Here is a 14,337-nt window from a genome sequence, read left to right as displayed (position 1 = left end):
ACTTACTTGATAATTGGTCTTGGATAATACTTATCTACTTTCCAGTTATTCGCTGGATTTATCTTAAGATATTCACTTCCTGAAAAGAAATACATTTTATTACTCTTTCCATTCCACAACGTACAATCTAATCCGTTTGAAAATGGAGCAGTAACTCCCGGCCAATTTCCTGAAATTGGTTTTGGGTATCCTGCATCTACTTTCCATCCATTATTCGGATCTACACGAATATATTCATCATCTTTAAAGAAATATATCTTGTTATTTGTTCCACTCCAAATTGCTCCATCTACTCCGTTAGTAAAATTCGCTGGAAATCCTGCCCAATTTCCTGCAATTGGTTTCGGGTACCCAACATCTACTTTCCATCCGTTGTTAGGATTTACTCGAATGTATTCACTTCCTTTAAAGAAATAAATCTTATTATTTACAGTATTACTTACAGCCGCATCTACTCCATTGGTAAAACTTGCTGGAAATCCTGGCCAGTTTCCTGCAATTGGTCTAGGATAACCAGAATCTACTTCCCAATTATTAGAAGGATTTACTCTAACATACTGACTTCCTTGAAAAATATATGCTTTCCCGTTTTTATGCGCCCAAAGTGCAGCATCTAAATTTTGTCCGAAATTATTTGGGAATCCAGGCCAATTCGAATCTATATCTAAAGAAGCAAAAGCTTCTCTTAAGTCAGGACGTTTTCCAATTCTATTTGTTGCTATTAATTTTGGATAACCTGGATCTTGATTCCAACCATTAAACGGATTTACTCTAACATAATCTTCTCCCTTAAAGAAATACACTTTATTATTTGTTCCACTCCATAATACAGCATCTATTCCATTGGTAAAACCATTGTTTAATCCTGGCCAATTTCCTAAAATTGGTTTCGGATATCCTGCATCTACTTTCCATCCGTTATTCGGATTTAAACGTACATATTCGTCTCCTTTAAAAAAGTAAATCTTATTATTTTTATCATTCCAAATAGCTGCATCAATTCCGTTGGTAAAATTAGCAGGTAAACCTGGCCAATTTCCTGATATAGCTTTCGGATATCCAGGATCTACATTCCAACTGTTATTCGGATCTACTCGTAAGTATTGATTTCCTTTAAAGAAATAAACTTTGTTGTTAGTATCACTCCAAAACGCAGCATCTACTCCCGAAGCAAAGCTTGCTGGAAAACCTGGCCAGTTTCCTGATATCGATTTTGGATACTCTGGCTCTACACTCCAATTTGCACTCGGATCAACTTTTACATATTGACTTCCGCTAAACATGTAAATTTTATCACTTTTCCCATTCCATAAAGCTGCATCGATTCCAGTACCAAAACCACTTGCTGGCATACCTTTCCAGTTTGCAGGAGAAGTTCCTTCAGTGTTTCCGCTGAAACGCATTTGGTTAGAACCTGTGTTTCGCATAATATTTCTAGCAGTTGTTGGAGTTAAAAGCGTTTTTCCTCTTGCTTTTAATCTTCCTTGAATACAAGCTAAAGCTCCTGTTACAACCGGACTCGCACTAGAAGTTCCATTAAAACCACTAGCATACCAACAATTATCATCTGGTCCGCCTTGTAAAGTTCCATAACCTGTTGTTGCTACACTTCTTCCCCAACCTTGAACGTCTACTCTAGATCCCCAGTTTGAGAAACCTAAAATTGTTCTATCACTTGTACTACTCGGAGAACCTGCACCAACAATAATTGCTCCTGACTGTGGATTTCTTAAATTAAATGGATTTTTCCAAGAGCTAGGAAAACCAGAATCTGGATGATTATAAACATCAGTATCAAAATCTTCTGATCCATTACCTGCAGCTTCTACAACAATAATTCCTTTTGAAGTTGCATATACAATAGCAGCAAAATCATCTGGCCACCATTCAATAGCAATAAAACCATCTTGTCCGCTTCCGTTAGCAGCTGGTCCTGGTCTATGAACTTCTAATAAAATAATATCTCCTGCATTTAATCTGTTCGCAGCATTAATAATTGCTTGTGAAGTTCCTAATCCACCATGATATGATATCGCGCTAATATGAGCGTTATGAGAAATCCCTGTCACACCAGATCCATTTTCATCTGCTCCCATAACACCTAAAACTGCCGTTCCATGGTTTTCCGAAGCTGGTCTATTTGTTCCTTCTAATAAACCACCAAAACCATCTTGTAAATCTTCATGATCGAAATTAAATCCTCTTTCTATATCTATAATATCAATTCCTTCACCACGACCACCGCCAAATTGCCAAGCAAATCTTGCGTCTACTCCTTGTGGAGCAGCTTCTAAATAACCTTGATTACCTGTAAAATCTGGTGTAGATCCGTTTGGTTCTACAGCTGGTGGCTTTATATAAGCAGCTTCTACTAAATCACTTGCTAAAAAATCTTTCTTAATACGCTCTAAATCTTTTGGTTTACTTTCGATTAAGAAGAATGACTTTGGATCGTAGTTTAATTTCTTAAATACACTTCCTGCTGTTCTTGGCACTCTACCTTTGCTAAATAAAGGTTGAATTTTAGATTTTCTCTTTTTAATTAAATCTTGAATTGGTTTAATTGCTGCTGCAGAAATTTTCTTAGAAGTAACTTCTGTTGCACTTTTTTGTCTAATCTTAGCTTCTTTTTTAAAAATTACGACTAGTTCTGGTTTGTCGTTTCCAGTAATTACTATTTGTTCCATAATTTGGTTGATTAAATGTTAATTAGTTTTATACCCAGAACAAACCTACCACACTAACTATCAAGAAGTCACAGCAAAAAAACTAGAAATTAATTATGGATTTCTCCTTTTTGAAAAAGGACATCTCCCTAAAGAAGCAGAGGAAATTAACGCTTTCAAAAAGATGAATTCCTAAAAAATATTTCTATTTTTAGAATCAAATTTGCTATTCAATTTTATACCTAACATCAATAATTTCAATGACGCAAGAGCTGTATCAAAAAGCGATGAAATTCGCAGGGGAAAAACACTATAATCAAAAAGTACCAGGAACGAACGCAAATTATCTTTTACATATTTCTAATGTAGTTATGGAAGTATTAGTTGCATCCAATCACGATAATTCTTTTGATATAAATTTAGCTGTTCAAGTTGCTATTTTACATGATACTATAGAAGATACCGATGCTTCTTTTGAAGAAATCGCAACTATTTTTGGAACTGAAGTTGCAAAAGGTGTTTTGGCTTTGACTAAAAATGAAACCTTAACTACAAAACGTGAACAAATGTTAGATAGTTTACGTCGAATTAATATGTTAACGAAAGAAGTGGGATTGGTAAAATTAGCAGATAGAATTACAAATCTTCAAGAACCTCCAAAACATTGGAATCAAGAAAAGATTGAAAATTACCTAGAAGAAGCTACAATAATTGCATCAGAACTTTCAGAAAAAAACAAATACCTGAATCAGCGTTTATTAGAAAAAATAGAGAGTTATAAAGATTTTGTTACTTTTGACGCAAAATAGCTATTACAACTAACAAAATTAAAGACTATGACTAGAGAAGAACGTTTGAGCTTCTGTAAAATTTGTAAAAATCAAAAATTAGATTTCAAACAAGGAATTGTGTGTGGTTTAACTGATGCACCAGCATCTTTTGAAAATTCATGTAATCTTTTCGTTGAAAACACAGAACTAAAAAACGAAATTCTTTTCAAAGAATTTGAAACAATTAATGAAGAAGTAGGAAAAGAAATTCGATTCGCAAATTTTATACTTGATTTTATTTTTGGATATATTTTTATATTAATTTGTAGTATAATTTTAGGAGTAACAGTAGCACTTATTTCTCCTGATTCTCTTACATTTTTTGAACAAGACCGTCCTATATTAGATTTATTTTTAGGATTAATATTTCGTACCATTTACTACATTATTTTTGAAGCTACGACTGGTAGAAGTTTAGCTAAGTTTATTACTAAGACAAAAGTTGTTGATAAAAATGGTGAGAAACCTAATGTGTATACCATATTCTTGAGAACTATTTGTAGGTTCATTCCTTTTGAACCTTTCTCTTTCTTTGGTAATGAAGATTCTGGTTGGCACGATACAATTTCTGAAACAAGAGTTGTAAAAGCTTAACTTTTTGTAACCTATTTCAAAAACATACTGTCTCACCTAAAAAAAACTTTCAAATGACAAGGCTATTAAAAATTTTAAAGTGGATCGTAATTGTAGTTGCAACAATTATTATCGTTGGTATTTCTTATTTAAGATTTTCTCGTTTTTCAGACTCAATGATTTATCATGTGAACGGATTAGAATACAGTGAATTCAAATCTGATTTTAATCATGAAGAGTTTTATTTTGATATTACTGAAGATACCAAAATTCATGCAGCTCTTTTTAAACCAGACTCTATTCCTACAATTGGAACAATATTCCATTTTTCAGGAAAAGGAATGCATTTAATGTCGGTTCAAAAATCATATCAACCTTTATTAAACAAAGGTTTTCAGATTTTTTGTTACGAGCGTAGAGACTTTGGTAAATCGACAGGTAAAGCAGAAAACTCAAAAACAATACAAGCAGATGCTTTAGTGATGTTTGATAAAATTGCAGCTTTGCCAAATGTAAAAGAGAAACCTATTTTAATTTGGGGACAATCACTTGGTGGTGCATTTGCAACTATGACAGCTAATAAAAGACAAGATAAAATACGTGGTTTATTTTTAGAAGGTACTTTTAGCTCTTTTCCTGATATCGGTAAAGAATATGCAAGAGCTTTACATTTAGAAAATTTCAAATGGGTTGTTCCATTAGTTATGAATAATGATTTTCCTGCTGAAGAAGAAATAAAAAACATAAAAATACCTATCGTAGTTGCGCATAGTAAAATCGATAAACAAGTTAGGTATGAACTAGGAAAAAAACTTTATAAAAACGCGCCTAAAAACAGCAGTATTTTTTGGGATATAAACGGTAAACATATTCGAGGAATTTATAATCATGAAAATGAATATGTAAATCACTTCTTAAAAATGATTCAGTAATATGATTGAAGGTATTACGTATATTGAGAATTGTATTGCCAATCCTAATGAACTATTTAATCATTTAATTACAAACGTAAATTGGGACGAAAGAATGGCGGCTCGAAAAACAGCTAGTTTTGGTGTTGCCTATAATTACTCTCAAATTAGTTATCCAGATCAAGAGTTTATTCCAGAATTAAAAACTATTAACAGAAATATTGAAGAGAAGTTAGGTTTTACACCTAATAATTGTTTGCTTAATTATTATTTAGATGGAAAATCTAGCATGGGATTTCATTCAGATCAAACCGACATTCTTAATGAAAATACAGGTGTTGTAATTATTTCTTTAGGTGAAACTCGTACACTTCGATTTAGGAAAATTAATGCAAAAGAAGTTACTAAAGATTATCTCTTAAGTTCTGGGTCTTTATTCTATATGACTGATGCTGTGCAAAAAGAATGGCAACACGCTATACCTAAAACAAATACCGATTTAGGACGAATCAGTTTGACTTTCAGGAAGATTAAATAATTTATTTTATCTTATTTTCCTGAATTCTAAATCTCATACTCATGAAATCAACAGCACATCACGACGAAAGAATTGCTAATATGACATTTGCTTCTGTTTATCCTCACTACGTTACTAAAGTTGAGAAAAAAGATAGAACGGTAGATGAACTGCACGAAGTGATCACGTGGTTAACAGGTTTTACTTCTGAAGAAATACAAAGTTTGATTGATGAAAAAGTAACGTTTAGAACTTTCTTTGAAAGAGCAAATCTAAATCCGAATGCTCATTTAATTACAGGAGTAATTTGTGGATATCGAGTTGAAGAAATTACAAACAAGCTAACACAACAAACTCGCTACTTAGATAAACTTATTGATGAATTAGCAAAAGGTCGCAAAATGGAAAAAATTTTAAGAGTGCCTAAACCATAAAACTTTATCAGCTTTGAAAAAGAGATATAAATTATTAATCACATTCCTTTTATTTCTAGGAATAGGAATTTATGTGATATTTAATAATGTTGCTCCGTATGCAATCATTAAACCTCCTAGAGTTTCTATAACTAAAACTCCAAAGGATTTAAATTTGGATTTTGAGGAAATAACAGTTAATACCCAAGATAGTTTAACCTTAAATGGATACTGGATAAAATCTCAACATCAACAACCTAAAGGAATATTAATATTACTTCACGGAATTGGTGGTTGTAAAGAACACTTTTTAGAACTTTCTGAAACATTAGCAATATCAGGAATTGAATCTATTTTATTTGATGGACGCGCGCATGGAAAAAGTGAAGGCGAGTTTTGTACGTATGGTTTTTATGAAAAAAACGATGTGTCGAAAATTGTTGATCTAATTAAAACTAAAGCTCCCAACTTAAAAATTGGAATATGGGGGAATTCATTAGGAGGAGCAATCGCTTTGCAGACTTTAGAAAATGACAAACGTATAGCATTTGGTGTGATCGAAAGTACTTTTACCGAATTAGATCAAATTGTTTTTCAATACAAAAAGAACTTACTTAAAGGTTTTGGAATAAAATTTTTATCAGATTTCAGTCTAAAAAAAGCAGGAGAAATTGCCAATTTCAATCCAGATAAAGTAAAACCAATTCAAGCTGTAAAAAACATTTCGCAACCAGTTTTAATTGCTCACGGAAGTGATGATCGAAATATTCCTATTGTATTCGGAAAACAACTGTTTAAAAACTTAGCTTCAAAAGATAAAAAGTTCATCAATGTAAAAGATGGCGGTCATCATAATTTATTTGAAAAAGGCGGAATAACGTATAAAAAAGAGCTACTTGATTTTATCAACAGAAATCTAGATTCAACAAAACAGAACCCAATTCAGTAAAATTTTCATTGAAATAATCCTTCTAGTTAATATTCAAACATTTCAACTTCAGAATAGAAAATTTATTCGACCTTTGCCGCTAAATTTAAATAAGCGACTAAAATGAACACTAGAGTTATAGCGTTATTAGCAGTTTCTGTGGTTACTATTATTTACGGAGTTACTTTTACAGTAGCTAAAGAAGTAATGCCACATTACGTAAAACCTTTTGGTTTTATTTTTCTACGTGTGTTTGGAGCTGCAGCCGTATTTTGGTTTTTAAGTTTATTTATTAAAAACGATAAAATTGAAAAAGGTGACTATAAAACCATTGCCTTATCAGCTTTCTTCGGTATTGCATTAAATATGCTTACCTTTTTTAAAGGTTTAAATTATACAACACCAATTAGTGCATCAGTAATGATGGTAACTTCGCCGATTTTAGTACTTATTTTTTCGAGTATTTTAATTAAAGAACGTCCAACATTAACAAAAATCATCGGTGTTATTATTGGATTAATCGGTGCGGTTGTTCTTATTGTTTACGGAACTGAACCAGGAGCAGATGCAAAAAACATGATGTTAGGAAACTTCTTAGTATTTATTAATGCTGCATCCTACGGAATGTACTTGGTTATTGTTAAAAAAGTAGTTGCAAAATATAAGCCTGTTACGTTTATCAGATGGTTATATTTCTTCGGATGTATTTTTGTTTTTCCTTTCGGAATATCAGAATTCTCAGAAGTGCAATGGTCAATTATACCAACATCGGGTTATTTAAGAATTGGATTCGTAGTTATTTTTGCTTCTTGTATCACATATCTTTTCAACCTATTTGCATTATCAAAATTAAAACCAACTACAGTAAGTGTTTTTATTTACTTACAACCTGTTGTAGCTAGTATTTATGCTTTATTGGTGGGAAGTGATCAATTAAACACTATTAAAATTTTAGCTAGTGTTTTAATATTCGTTGGTGTGTACTTGGTTTCTAAACAAACTACCGAGAGTACAAGCAAATAGTGTATCTTTACAGCCAATTAAAAACAACCTATGATTCAATCAATGACAGGATACGGTAAATCCGTATTACAACTTCCTACTAAAAAAGTAACTATTGAGATTAAATCGCTTAATAGCAAAAATTTAGACATTAATACACGTATTCCTTCATACTACAAAGAGAAAGAATTAAGCATTAGAAAAAAACTAGCTTCTGCTTTAGTAAGAGGTAAAGTTGATTTTTCTATTTATGTTGAAATTACTGCAGATCAAACTTCTTCATCAATAAACAAAGCTGTTGTAAATAAATATATCGATCAACTTAGAGATATTGTAGTTGTTGGTACTTCTGATGATGTAAAATTATTAGAAATGGCAGTTCGTATGCCAGATGCTTTAAAGACTGAGCGTGAGGAATTAGATGAAAATGAATGGAATGAGATTGAAAATCATATCAACACAGCATTAAAAGACATTGTTCAGTATAGAACTGATGAAGCTGCTTCGTTAGAAAATGATTTTAAACAACGTATTGCTAACATAAAAACTTGTTTAGCTCAAGTTCATGAAATGGATGGAGAGCGAATTGACAACGTAAAACAACGTCTAGCAAAAGCTTTAGATGATTTAAAAGTTGAGGTTGACGAAAATAGATTTGAACAAGAATTAATCTACTATTTAGAAAAGTTAGATATCAACGAAGAAAAAGTTCGTTTAGCAAATCACTTAGACTATTTCTTACAAACTTTAGATACTAAAGATTCTAACGGAAAGAAACTAGGATTTATCGTTCAAGAAATTGGAAGAGAAATAAATACTACCGGATCGAAAGCAAATTATGCTCCGTTACAAAAAGTAGTAATTCAAATGAAAGACGAGTTAGAAAAAATTAAAGAACAAATATTAAACGTATTATAATGGCGAAAGAATTTCAAGGAAAATTATTTGTGTTTTCAGCACCATCTGGATCTGGTAAAACAACAATTGTTCGTCATTTATTAGCACAAGAACGCTTTAATTTAGAGTTTTCAATTTCTGCTACTTCTAGAGCTCCACGTGGAGAAGAAAAAGACGGAATTGATTATTACTTTATCTCTAGAGATGAATTTATTCAGAAAATTAAATCTGAAGAATTCTTAGAATGGGAAGAAGTATATACTGAAAACTTCTACGGAACTTTAAAAACCGAAGTAGAACGTATTTGGTCTGAAGGAAAACACGTAATTTTTGATATTGATGTTGCCGGTGGATTACGTATTAAAAAGAAATTTCCTGAAGAAACATTAGCTGTTTTTGTAAAACCTCCAAGTGTTGATGAATTAAAAAGACGCTTAAAGGAAAGAAAAACAGAAAGCGAAGATAAAATCAACATGCGAATTGCTAAAGCTTCTGTAGAATTAGCTACTGCTCCTCAATTCGATACTATTATAAAAAACTACGATTTAAGTACAGCTTTACAAGAAGCAGAAGATCTAGTTTCAGACTTTATTGGTTTAGAGAAAAATTAGAAGTCAACAGAATTCATGAAAAACGTCGGATTATATTTCGGAACATTTAATCCTATTCATATTGGTCATTTAATTATTGCCAATCATATGGTAGAGAACTCTGATTTGGATGAAATCTGGATGGTTGTTACGCCACACAATCCTTTCAAGAAAAAAAGTTCTCTTCTTGATAATCATCATCGTTTAGAAATGGTGTTTAAAGCTACGGAAGATTATGATAAAATTTCTCCTTCAGATATTGAGTTTAAATTACCTCAGCCGAACTATACGGTTCATACTTTAGCACATATTTCTGATAAATATCCTGATTATAACTTTAGTTTAATTATGGGAGAAGACAATTTAAAAAGTCTTCATAAATGGAAAAATTACGAGGTAATTTTACAAGAGCATCAAGTATATGTTTATCCACGAATTTCTGAAGGAAAAGTAGAAACTCAGTTCGATAATCATCCAAAAATCAATCGAGTTGATGCTCCAATTGTAGAAATTTCTTCAACTATGATTCGTAACGCAATCAAAGAAAAGAAAAACATAAAACCACTACTTACTGCTGAAGTTTGGAAATACATTGATGACATGAATTTCTATAAAAAATAGTTGTCCTATTTTTTCGTTGTATATTTGATACTCCAAACCTAGTATTCGTGGCTAAAAACAAGAAAAAACCGAGTAAATTAAAACAAAAACTTACCGATAAATATAGATTGGTAGTACTAAATGAAGATACTTTTCAAGAACGTTTTTCGTTAAAGTTATCTCGTTTAAACGTATTTGTATTTGGCGGTATTTTCTCTGTATTGTTAATTACACTTACTACATTTTTAATCGCTTTTACTTCTTTAAAAGAATACATTCCAGGTTATTCTTCCACGAAATTAAAGAAAGATGCTAGTCGATTAACGTATAAAGCAGATTCTTTACGTATCCGTTTAGCTGTATTAGAAAAGTTTACACAAGCTATTCGTCCGGTTTTAACAGGTGATGTGCAACCCGATGCAATAGATTCAATTCGAAATGAAGTAGATAAAACTACTATCGACTATAAAAAATTAGATGCCACACCTCAAGATTTACAATTTAGAGAACAAATTGAACAAAAAGATCGCTACGCATTAGCCGCTGGTAACTCTAATAAAGCAAAAATTGTATTCTTTGCTCCAATTACTGGTAGTGTTACACAATCTTTTAATGCTGCAAATAAACACTTTGCTATAGATATTGTGGCTAAAACTGGAACTCCTGTGAAAGCTATTGCAAACGGAACAGTAATTCTTTCAGGTTGGACTGCAGAAACTGGTTATATTATTACTGTACAACATGCTAATAATTATGTTTCAGTATACAAACACAATGGCCAATTATTAAAACAACAAGGTGATTTTGTAAAATCTGGAGAAGTTATTGCCAGCGTAGGTTCTACAGGTGAATTAACTACAGGTCCGCATCTTCATTTTGAATTATGGAATAACGGATATCCTGTAAATCCAACAAGTTATATTAATTTTCAGTAATAGTTAGCACTAACTAAAATCTTCAAGTTTTAAACTTCAAGCAAAATAAAAATCTATGTCTTTAAAATCTCTTTTAGCAATTCCTTTCGCAAAACGAGCTGTAAAACAAGTTAATAAATGGGCTTCTAAACCTATTGAAACACAGGAAAAAGTATTTCAATACTTAGTTACAGAAGGATGTAAAACAGCTTTCGGTAAAGATCATGATTTTGTTTCAATCAATACTTATGAAGATTTCAAAGAACGTGTTGCCGTTAACGATTACGAAGGTTTACGTCCGTATGTAGATAGAATGGTTGCTGGAGAAGAAAATATTTTATGGAAAGGCAAACCAATTTACTTTGCTAAAACATCTGGAACAACATCTGGTGCTAAATATATTCCAATCACTAAAGAATCGATGCCAACACATATTAAGTCGGCACGAAATGCTTTGTTATTTTATATTAATGAAACTAAAGATGCTTCTTTTGTAAATGGAAAAATGATCTTTTTACAAGGAAGTCCGGTTTTAGATGATATGAACGGAATTAAATTAGGTCGTTTAAGCGGAATTGTAGCGCATTATGTTCCTAATTATTTATTGAAAAATAGATTACCAAGTTGGGAAACGAATTGCATTGAAGATTGGGACACAAAAGTAGATAAGGTAGTTGAAGAAACATTACCTGAAAACATGAGTGTTATTAGTGGAATTCCTTCTTGGGTTCAGATGTATTTTGAAAAGTTGATTGATAAAACAGGAAAAACAATATCTGAGATTTTCCCTAACTTCAATTTCTTTATCTACGGAGGAGTTAATTTCGAACCTTATAAGAATAAATTTGAAGCCTTAATTGGTAAAAAAATCGATTATATAGAATTGTATCCAGCTTCAGAAGGTTTTATCGCATTTCAAGATTCTCAAAAAGAAAAAGGAATGTTATTACAGCTCGATTCTGGTATTTTTTATGAGTTTATTCCTGCTACTGAATTCTTTGATGAAAATCCAACTCGTATTTCATTAAAAGATGTACAATTAGGGGTAAACTATGTTATTATATTAAATACAACTGCCGGACTTTGGGGATATAATATTGGCGATACTGTTGAATTTACTTCATTGTCTCCATACCGAATTAAAGTTACAGGTAGAATTAAGCATTTTATTTCTGCATTTGGTGAGCATGTTATTGGTAAAGAAGTTGAAAAAGCATTAAACGATGCTATTATTGGAACCAATATAAATGTAAGTGAGTTTACTGTGGCTCCCCAAGTAAATCCAGAATCTGGATTACCATATCATGAGTGGTTTATTGAGTTTGAAAATGAGCCAGATAATTTAGAAGAAATGGCTGCAAAAATTGATACTTCGATGCAGCAACAGAATATCTACTATCAAGATTTAATTGAAGGAAAAGTATTACGTCCGTTAATTATCCGAAAAGTAAAAAAAGGTGGATTCCATGAATACATGAAATCTATTGGGAAATTTGGAGGACAGAACAAAATACCTCAACTTTCTGATAACCGTAAAATAGCTGATGTTTTAGAAGGTTTCTTAGTGGATTAATTAAGTTTTCTACACTTTCAAAAATTATTAATTTCATTCCAAAAAAACATTTTTTATTTTTTATGGGTAACATTTTCAATTTACGTTAACTACTAAGCAATAAAACATTTTTTTAACGTAAATATTAAACCCAAATGAAAATTAAAAAAAGAGCTAATAACAAGTTATTAATACGGCTTTTAATCTTATTCATCCTACCTACTATTCTTTATAATTGTAATAATGATGATGACCAATTAATACCTGTTGAAGAAAATGACGCTAATCATTTTGAAAGTTCAATTTTAACTTTTGAAAAACTTCAAACCAAAAATAGAAGTGCTGCTCATAAACTAACAAACATAAATAGCAATAATACTAGATTGCAAAAAAAAGGAGGCTCTAGCACGAATTATTTATCCTTAGATAAAAATAACATATTGGAGCTTCGCACAAAGTTTTACAATAGTTATACTGTTCCTGCTTTCAAAAAAGAAATGTCATCAAACATAATGATTAATTATGTGTTAACTAGTTATCCTAATGGAGACTTCAAACAGCATATTATGACTTATTATGTTGATGAAAATGGTTTCATTGATGATACTAAAACAAAAGTTGAATCATTAAAAGGTGAATTACTATTATCTCGAGGAAATGAATGTGTCACATTTTCTGACATTCAAGATATAAAATGTGAAAATATTTACTGTGATACTCCAGGACATGAAGATGGAAGCCAAATAGGAAAAGGATGTATCGGTGATATACTTAAACCTACTGGAACTAATTGTAAAGTAACTTATTTAAATGAAGAAGATTGCTCTTCTGGTGGAGGTTCATCTAATGGTGGTTCTGTAGGAAATGATAACAGTAATACTTCTGGTAATTCTGGAACTGGATCGGGAGATAACTCAGGAGCTTCTATTGGAAGTGGTAGCTCAGCAATTACAGCACCAGTAGCCAGTGCCTTTAATGATAAAAACTTCACAGATTTTGTTAGAAAACTATCTCCTTTACAACAATTATGGGTTAGCACTAATAGAGATCTAGCTAACCAATTTGGAAACTTATATATAGAAAGTGGTTATTCTCCAGAGCTAGTAACTTTAATTGATAAAAGTATTAACATTTTCATCAATCAAGGAACTGTTGCTGATTTAACTAGTGAATATGAGATGATAAATTTCGTAGACTTAGTAAATCTATTTTTAATAAGTATTGATGGTGAACGATATAGTGAATTTCAGCCTTATTTACTTGAATTAAAAAACGTTGATCTAAATATAGTTGAAAGACAAAAAATTAATCTAGAAGTTGCTGAACTTGCTGATTTGGTTTTAAAAGTAAAAATTACAACTGACATAGCTAATATCGATGGTATTCACAGCAAAATTAGAAAAATAGAAAATGCAATATCAATTTTCCCATCGATACATGATTTGAAGAGATACTGGCCTAGCAATGTCGACGAGTGGAAAATTGTAGGACAATTGTTTGGGAGTGCTGCCTTAGAAATAATATTAGCTAATATACCATTCAGTGACGTTCTAAACATAGCTGAAGATTTTGATAATGGAGACACATTTGCTCTAGCTTTAGGACTTGGCGGTTTAGTAGTCGATGCTCTTGGAGTTGGCTTTATTAAAGGATTCGTGAAATCTGCAAAAATTGGAGTTAAACTAGCTAATGCTTGGCTTAAAATAGTTGATTTTCTTGAGCCATTGGCTAAAGTAATTAACAAAGGCTTTAGAACAAAAGTAGTAGACGATGTTCTTGAACTTACTGATGACGCTGGAAATTTAATCGTAAGAGGTGTAGATGAAATAGAAGCGTTTACAAAAACAAGTAAAAAGCTTGATGACTTTGGGCTAGATGATATTTTACGAAATGATCCAGATATTATAAAAGCTTTCCAAAGAATAGATTGTAACTAACAAAAAA

14 protein-coding genes are annotated in these 14,337 nt (G+C 31.5%); 13 read left to right on the top strand and 1 reads right to left on the bottom strand.

The window, feature by feature from the left end; genetic code table 11:
• Nucleotides 1–2 precede the first annotated feature (2 nt).
• Entirely contained in the window at nucleotides 3–2,687 is a 2,685-nt protein-coding gene (locus Q1A15_RS16530; RefSeq protein ID WP_299626548.1) for a hemopexin repeat-containing protein, read from the bottom strand.
• Nucleotides 2,688–2,953: 266 nt separating this feature from the next.
• Here Q1A15_RS16530 and Q1A15_RS16525 point away from each other — a divergent pair, with 266 nt between their 5' ends.
• The 13 genes from Q1A15_RS16525 to Q1A15_RS16465 all read left to right on the top strand — a co-directional run bounded on the left by Q1A15_RS16525 (nucleotide 2,954) and on the right by Q1A15_RS16465 (nucleotide 14,330).
• Nucleotides 2,954–3,475: an HD domain-containing protein gene (locus Q1A15_RS16525; RefSeq protein WP_299626545.1), complete on the top strand. Its 522-nt coding sequence runs from the start codon at nucleotides 2,954–2,956 to the stop codon at nucleotides 3,473–3,475.
• 27 nt (nucleotides 3,476–3,502) lie between these two features.
• A complete protein-coding gene (locus Q1A15_RS16520) occupies nucleotides 3,503–4,090 on the top strand; it encodes an RDD family protein (protein ID WP_299626542.1) in 588 nt (195 codons plus the stop codon).
• A 53-nt stretch (nucleotides 4,091–4,143) separates the two neighbouring features.
• Nucleotides 4,144–5,001, top strand: a complete 858-nt coding sequence (locus tag Q1A15_RS16515; protein ID WP_299626539.1) for an alpha/beta hydrolase — start codon at nucleotides 4,144–4,146, stop codon at nucleotides 4,999–5,001.
• A 1-nt stretch (nucleotide 5,002) separates the two neighbouring features.
• Nucleotides 5,003–5,518: an alpha-ketoglutarate-dependent dioxygenase AlkB gene (locus Q1A15_RS16510; protein WP_299626536.1), complete on the top strand. Its 516-nt coding sequence runs from the start codon at nucleotides 5,003–5,005 to the stop codon at nucleotides 5,516–5,518.
• 41 nt (nucleotides 5,519–5,559) lie between these two features.
• On the top strand, nucleotides 5,560–5,931 hold the full coding sequence (locus Q1A15_RS16505; RefSeq protein WP_299626533.1) for a DUF2200 domain-containing protein: 372 nt from the start codon (nucleotides 5,560–5,562) through the stop codon (nucleotides 5,929–5,931).
• A gap of 13 nt (nucleotides 5,932–5,944) precedes the next feature.
• Entirely contained in the window at nucleotides 5,945–6,859 is a 915-nt protein-coding gene (locus Q1A15_RS16500; RefSeq protein WP_299626530.1) for an alpha/beta hydrolase, read from the top strand.
• Nucleotides 6,860–6,961: 102 nt separating this feature from the next.
• Nucleotides 6,962–7,861: a DMT family transporter gene (locus Q1A15_RS16495; RefSeq protein ID WP_299626527.1), complete on the top strand. Its 900-nt coding sequence runs from the start codon at nucleotides 6,962–6,964 to the stop codon at nucleotides 7,859–7,861.
• Nucleotides 7,862–7,891: 30 nt separating this feature from the next.
• Nucleotides 7,892–8,758, top strand: a complete 867-nt coding sequence (locus Q1A15_RS16490) for a YicC/YloC family endoribonuclease (protein WP_299626524.1) — start codon at nucleotides 7,892–7,894, stop codon at nucleotides 8,756–8,758.
• Entirely contained in the window at nucleotides 8,758–9,348 is a 591-nt protein-coding gene (gene gmk / locus Q1A15_RS16485) for a guanylate kinase (RefSeq protein WP_299626521.1), read from the top strand. Before Q1A15_RS16490 ends, gmk begins: the two co-directional genes overlap by 1 nt.
• Before the next feature lie 15 nt (nucleotides 9,349–9,363).
• Entirely contained in the window at nucleotides 9,364–9,948 is a 585-nt protein-coding gene (nadD, locus tag Q1A15_RS16480) for a nicotinate (nicotinamide) nucleotide adenylyltransferase (RefSeq protein ID WP_299626518.1), read from the top strand.
• Nucleotides 9,949–9,995: 47 nt separating this feature from the next.
• Complete coding sequence (locus Q1A15_RS16475; RefSeq protein WP_299626515.1) at nucleotides 9,996–10,862, top strand: M23 family metallopeptidase; 867 nt, start codon at nucleotides 9,996–9,998, stop codon at nucleotides 10,860–10,862.
• A 55-nt stretch (nucleotides 10,863–10,917) separates the two neighbouring features.
• Nucleotides 10,918–12,414 (top strand): GH3 auxin-responsive promoter family protein, encoded by a 1,497-nt coding sequence (locus Q1A15_RS16470; protein WP_299626512.1) that lies wholly within the window; start codon nucleotides 10,918–10,920, stop codon nucleotides 12,412–12,414.
• Nucleotides 12,415–12,548: 134 nt separating this feature from the next.
• Nucleotides 12,549–14,330, top strand: a complete 1,782-nt coding sequence (locus Q1A15_RS16465) for a hypothetical protein (RefSeq protein WP_299626509.1) — start codon at nucleotides 12,549–12,551, stop codon at nucleotides 14,328–14,330.
• Nucleotides 14,331–14,337: the final 7 nt, after the last annotated feature.

Source organism: uncultured Tenacibaculum sp. (assembly GCF_947495995.1).
GTDB lineage: Bacteria > Bacteroidota > Bacteroidia > Flavobacteriales > Flavobacteriaceae > Polaribacter.
The sequence above is the reverse complement of the archived record's forward strand: the minus strand, read 5'-3'. Positions and strand labels throughout refer to the sequence as shown.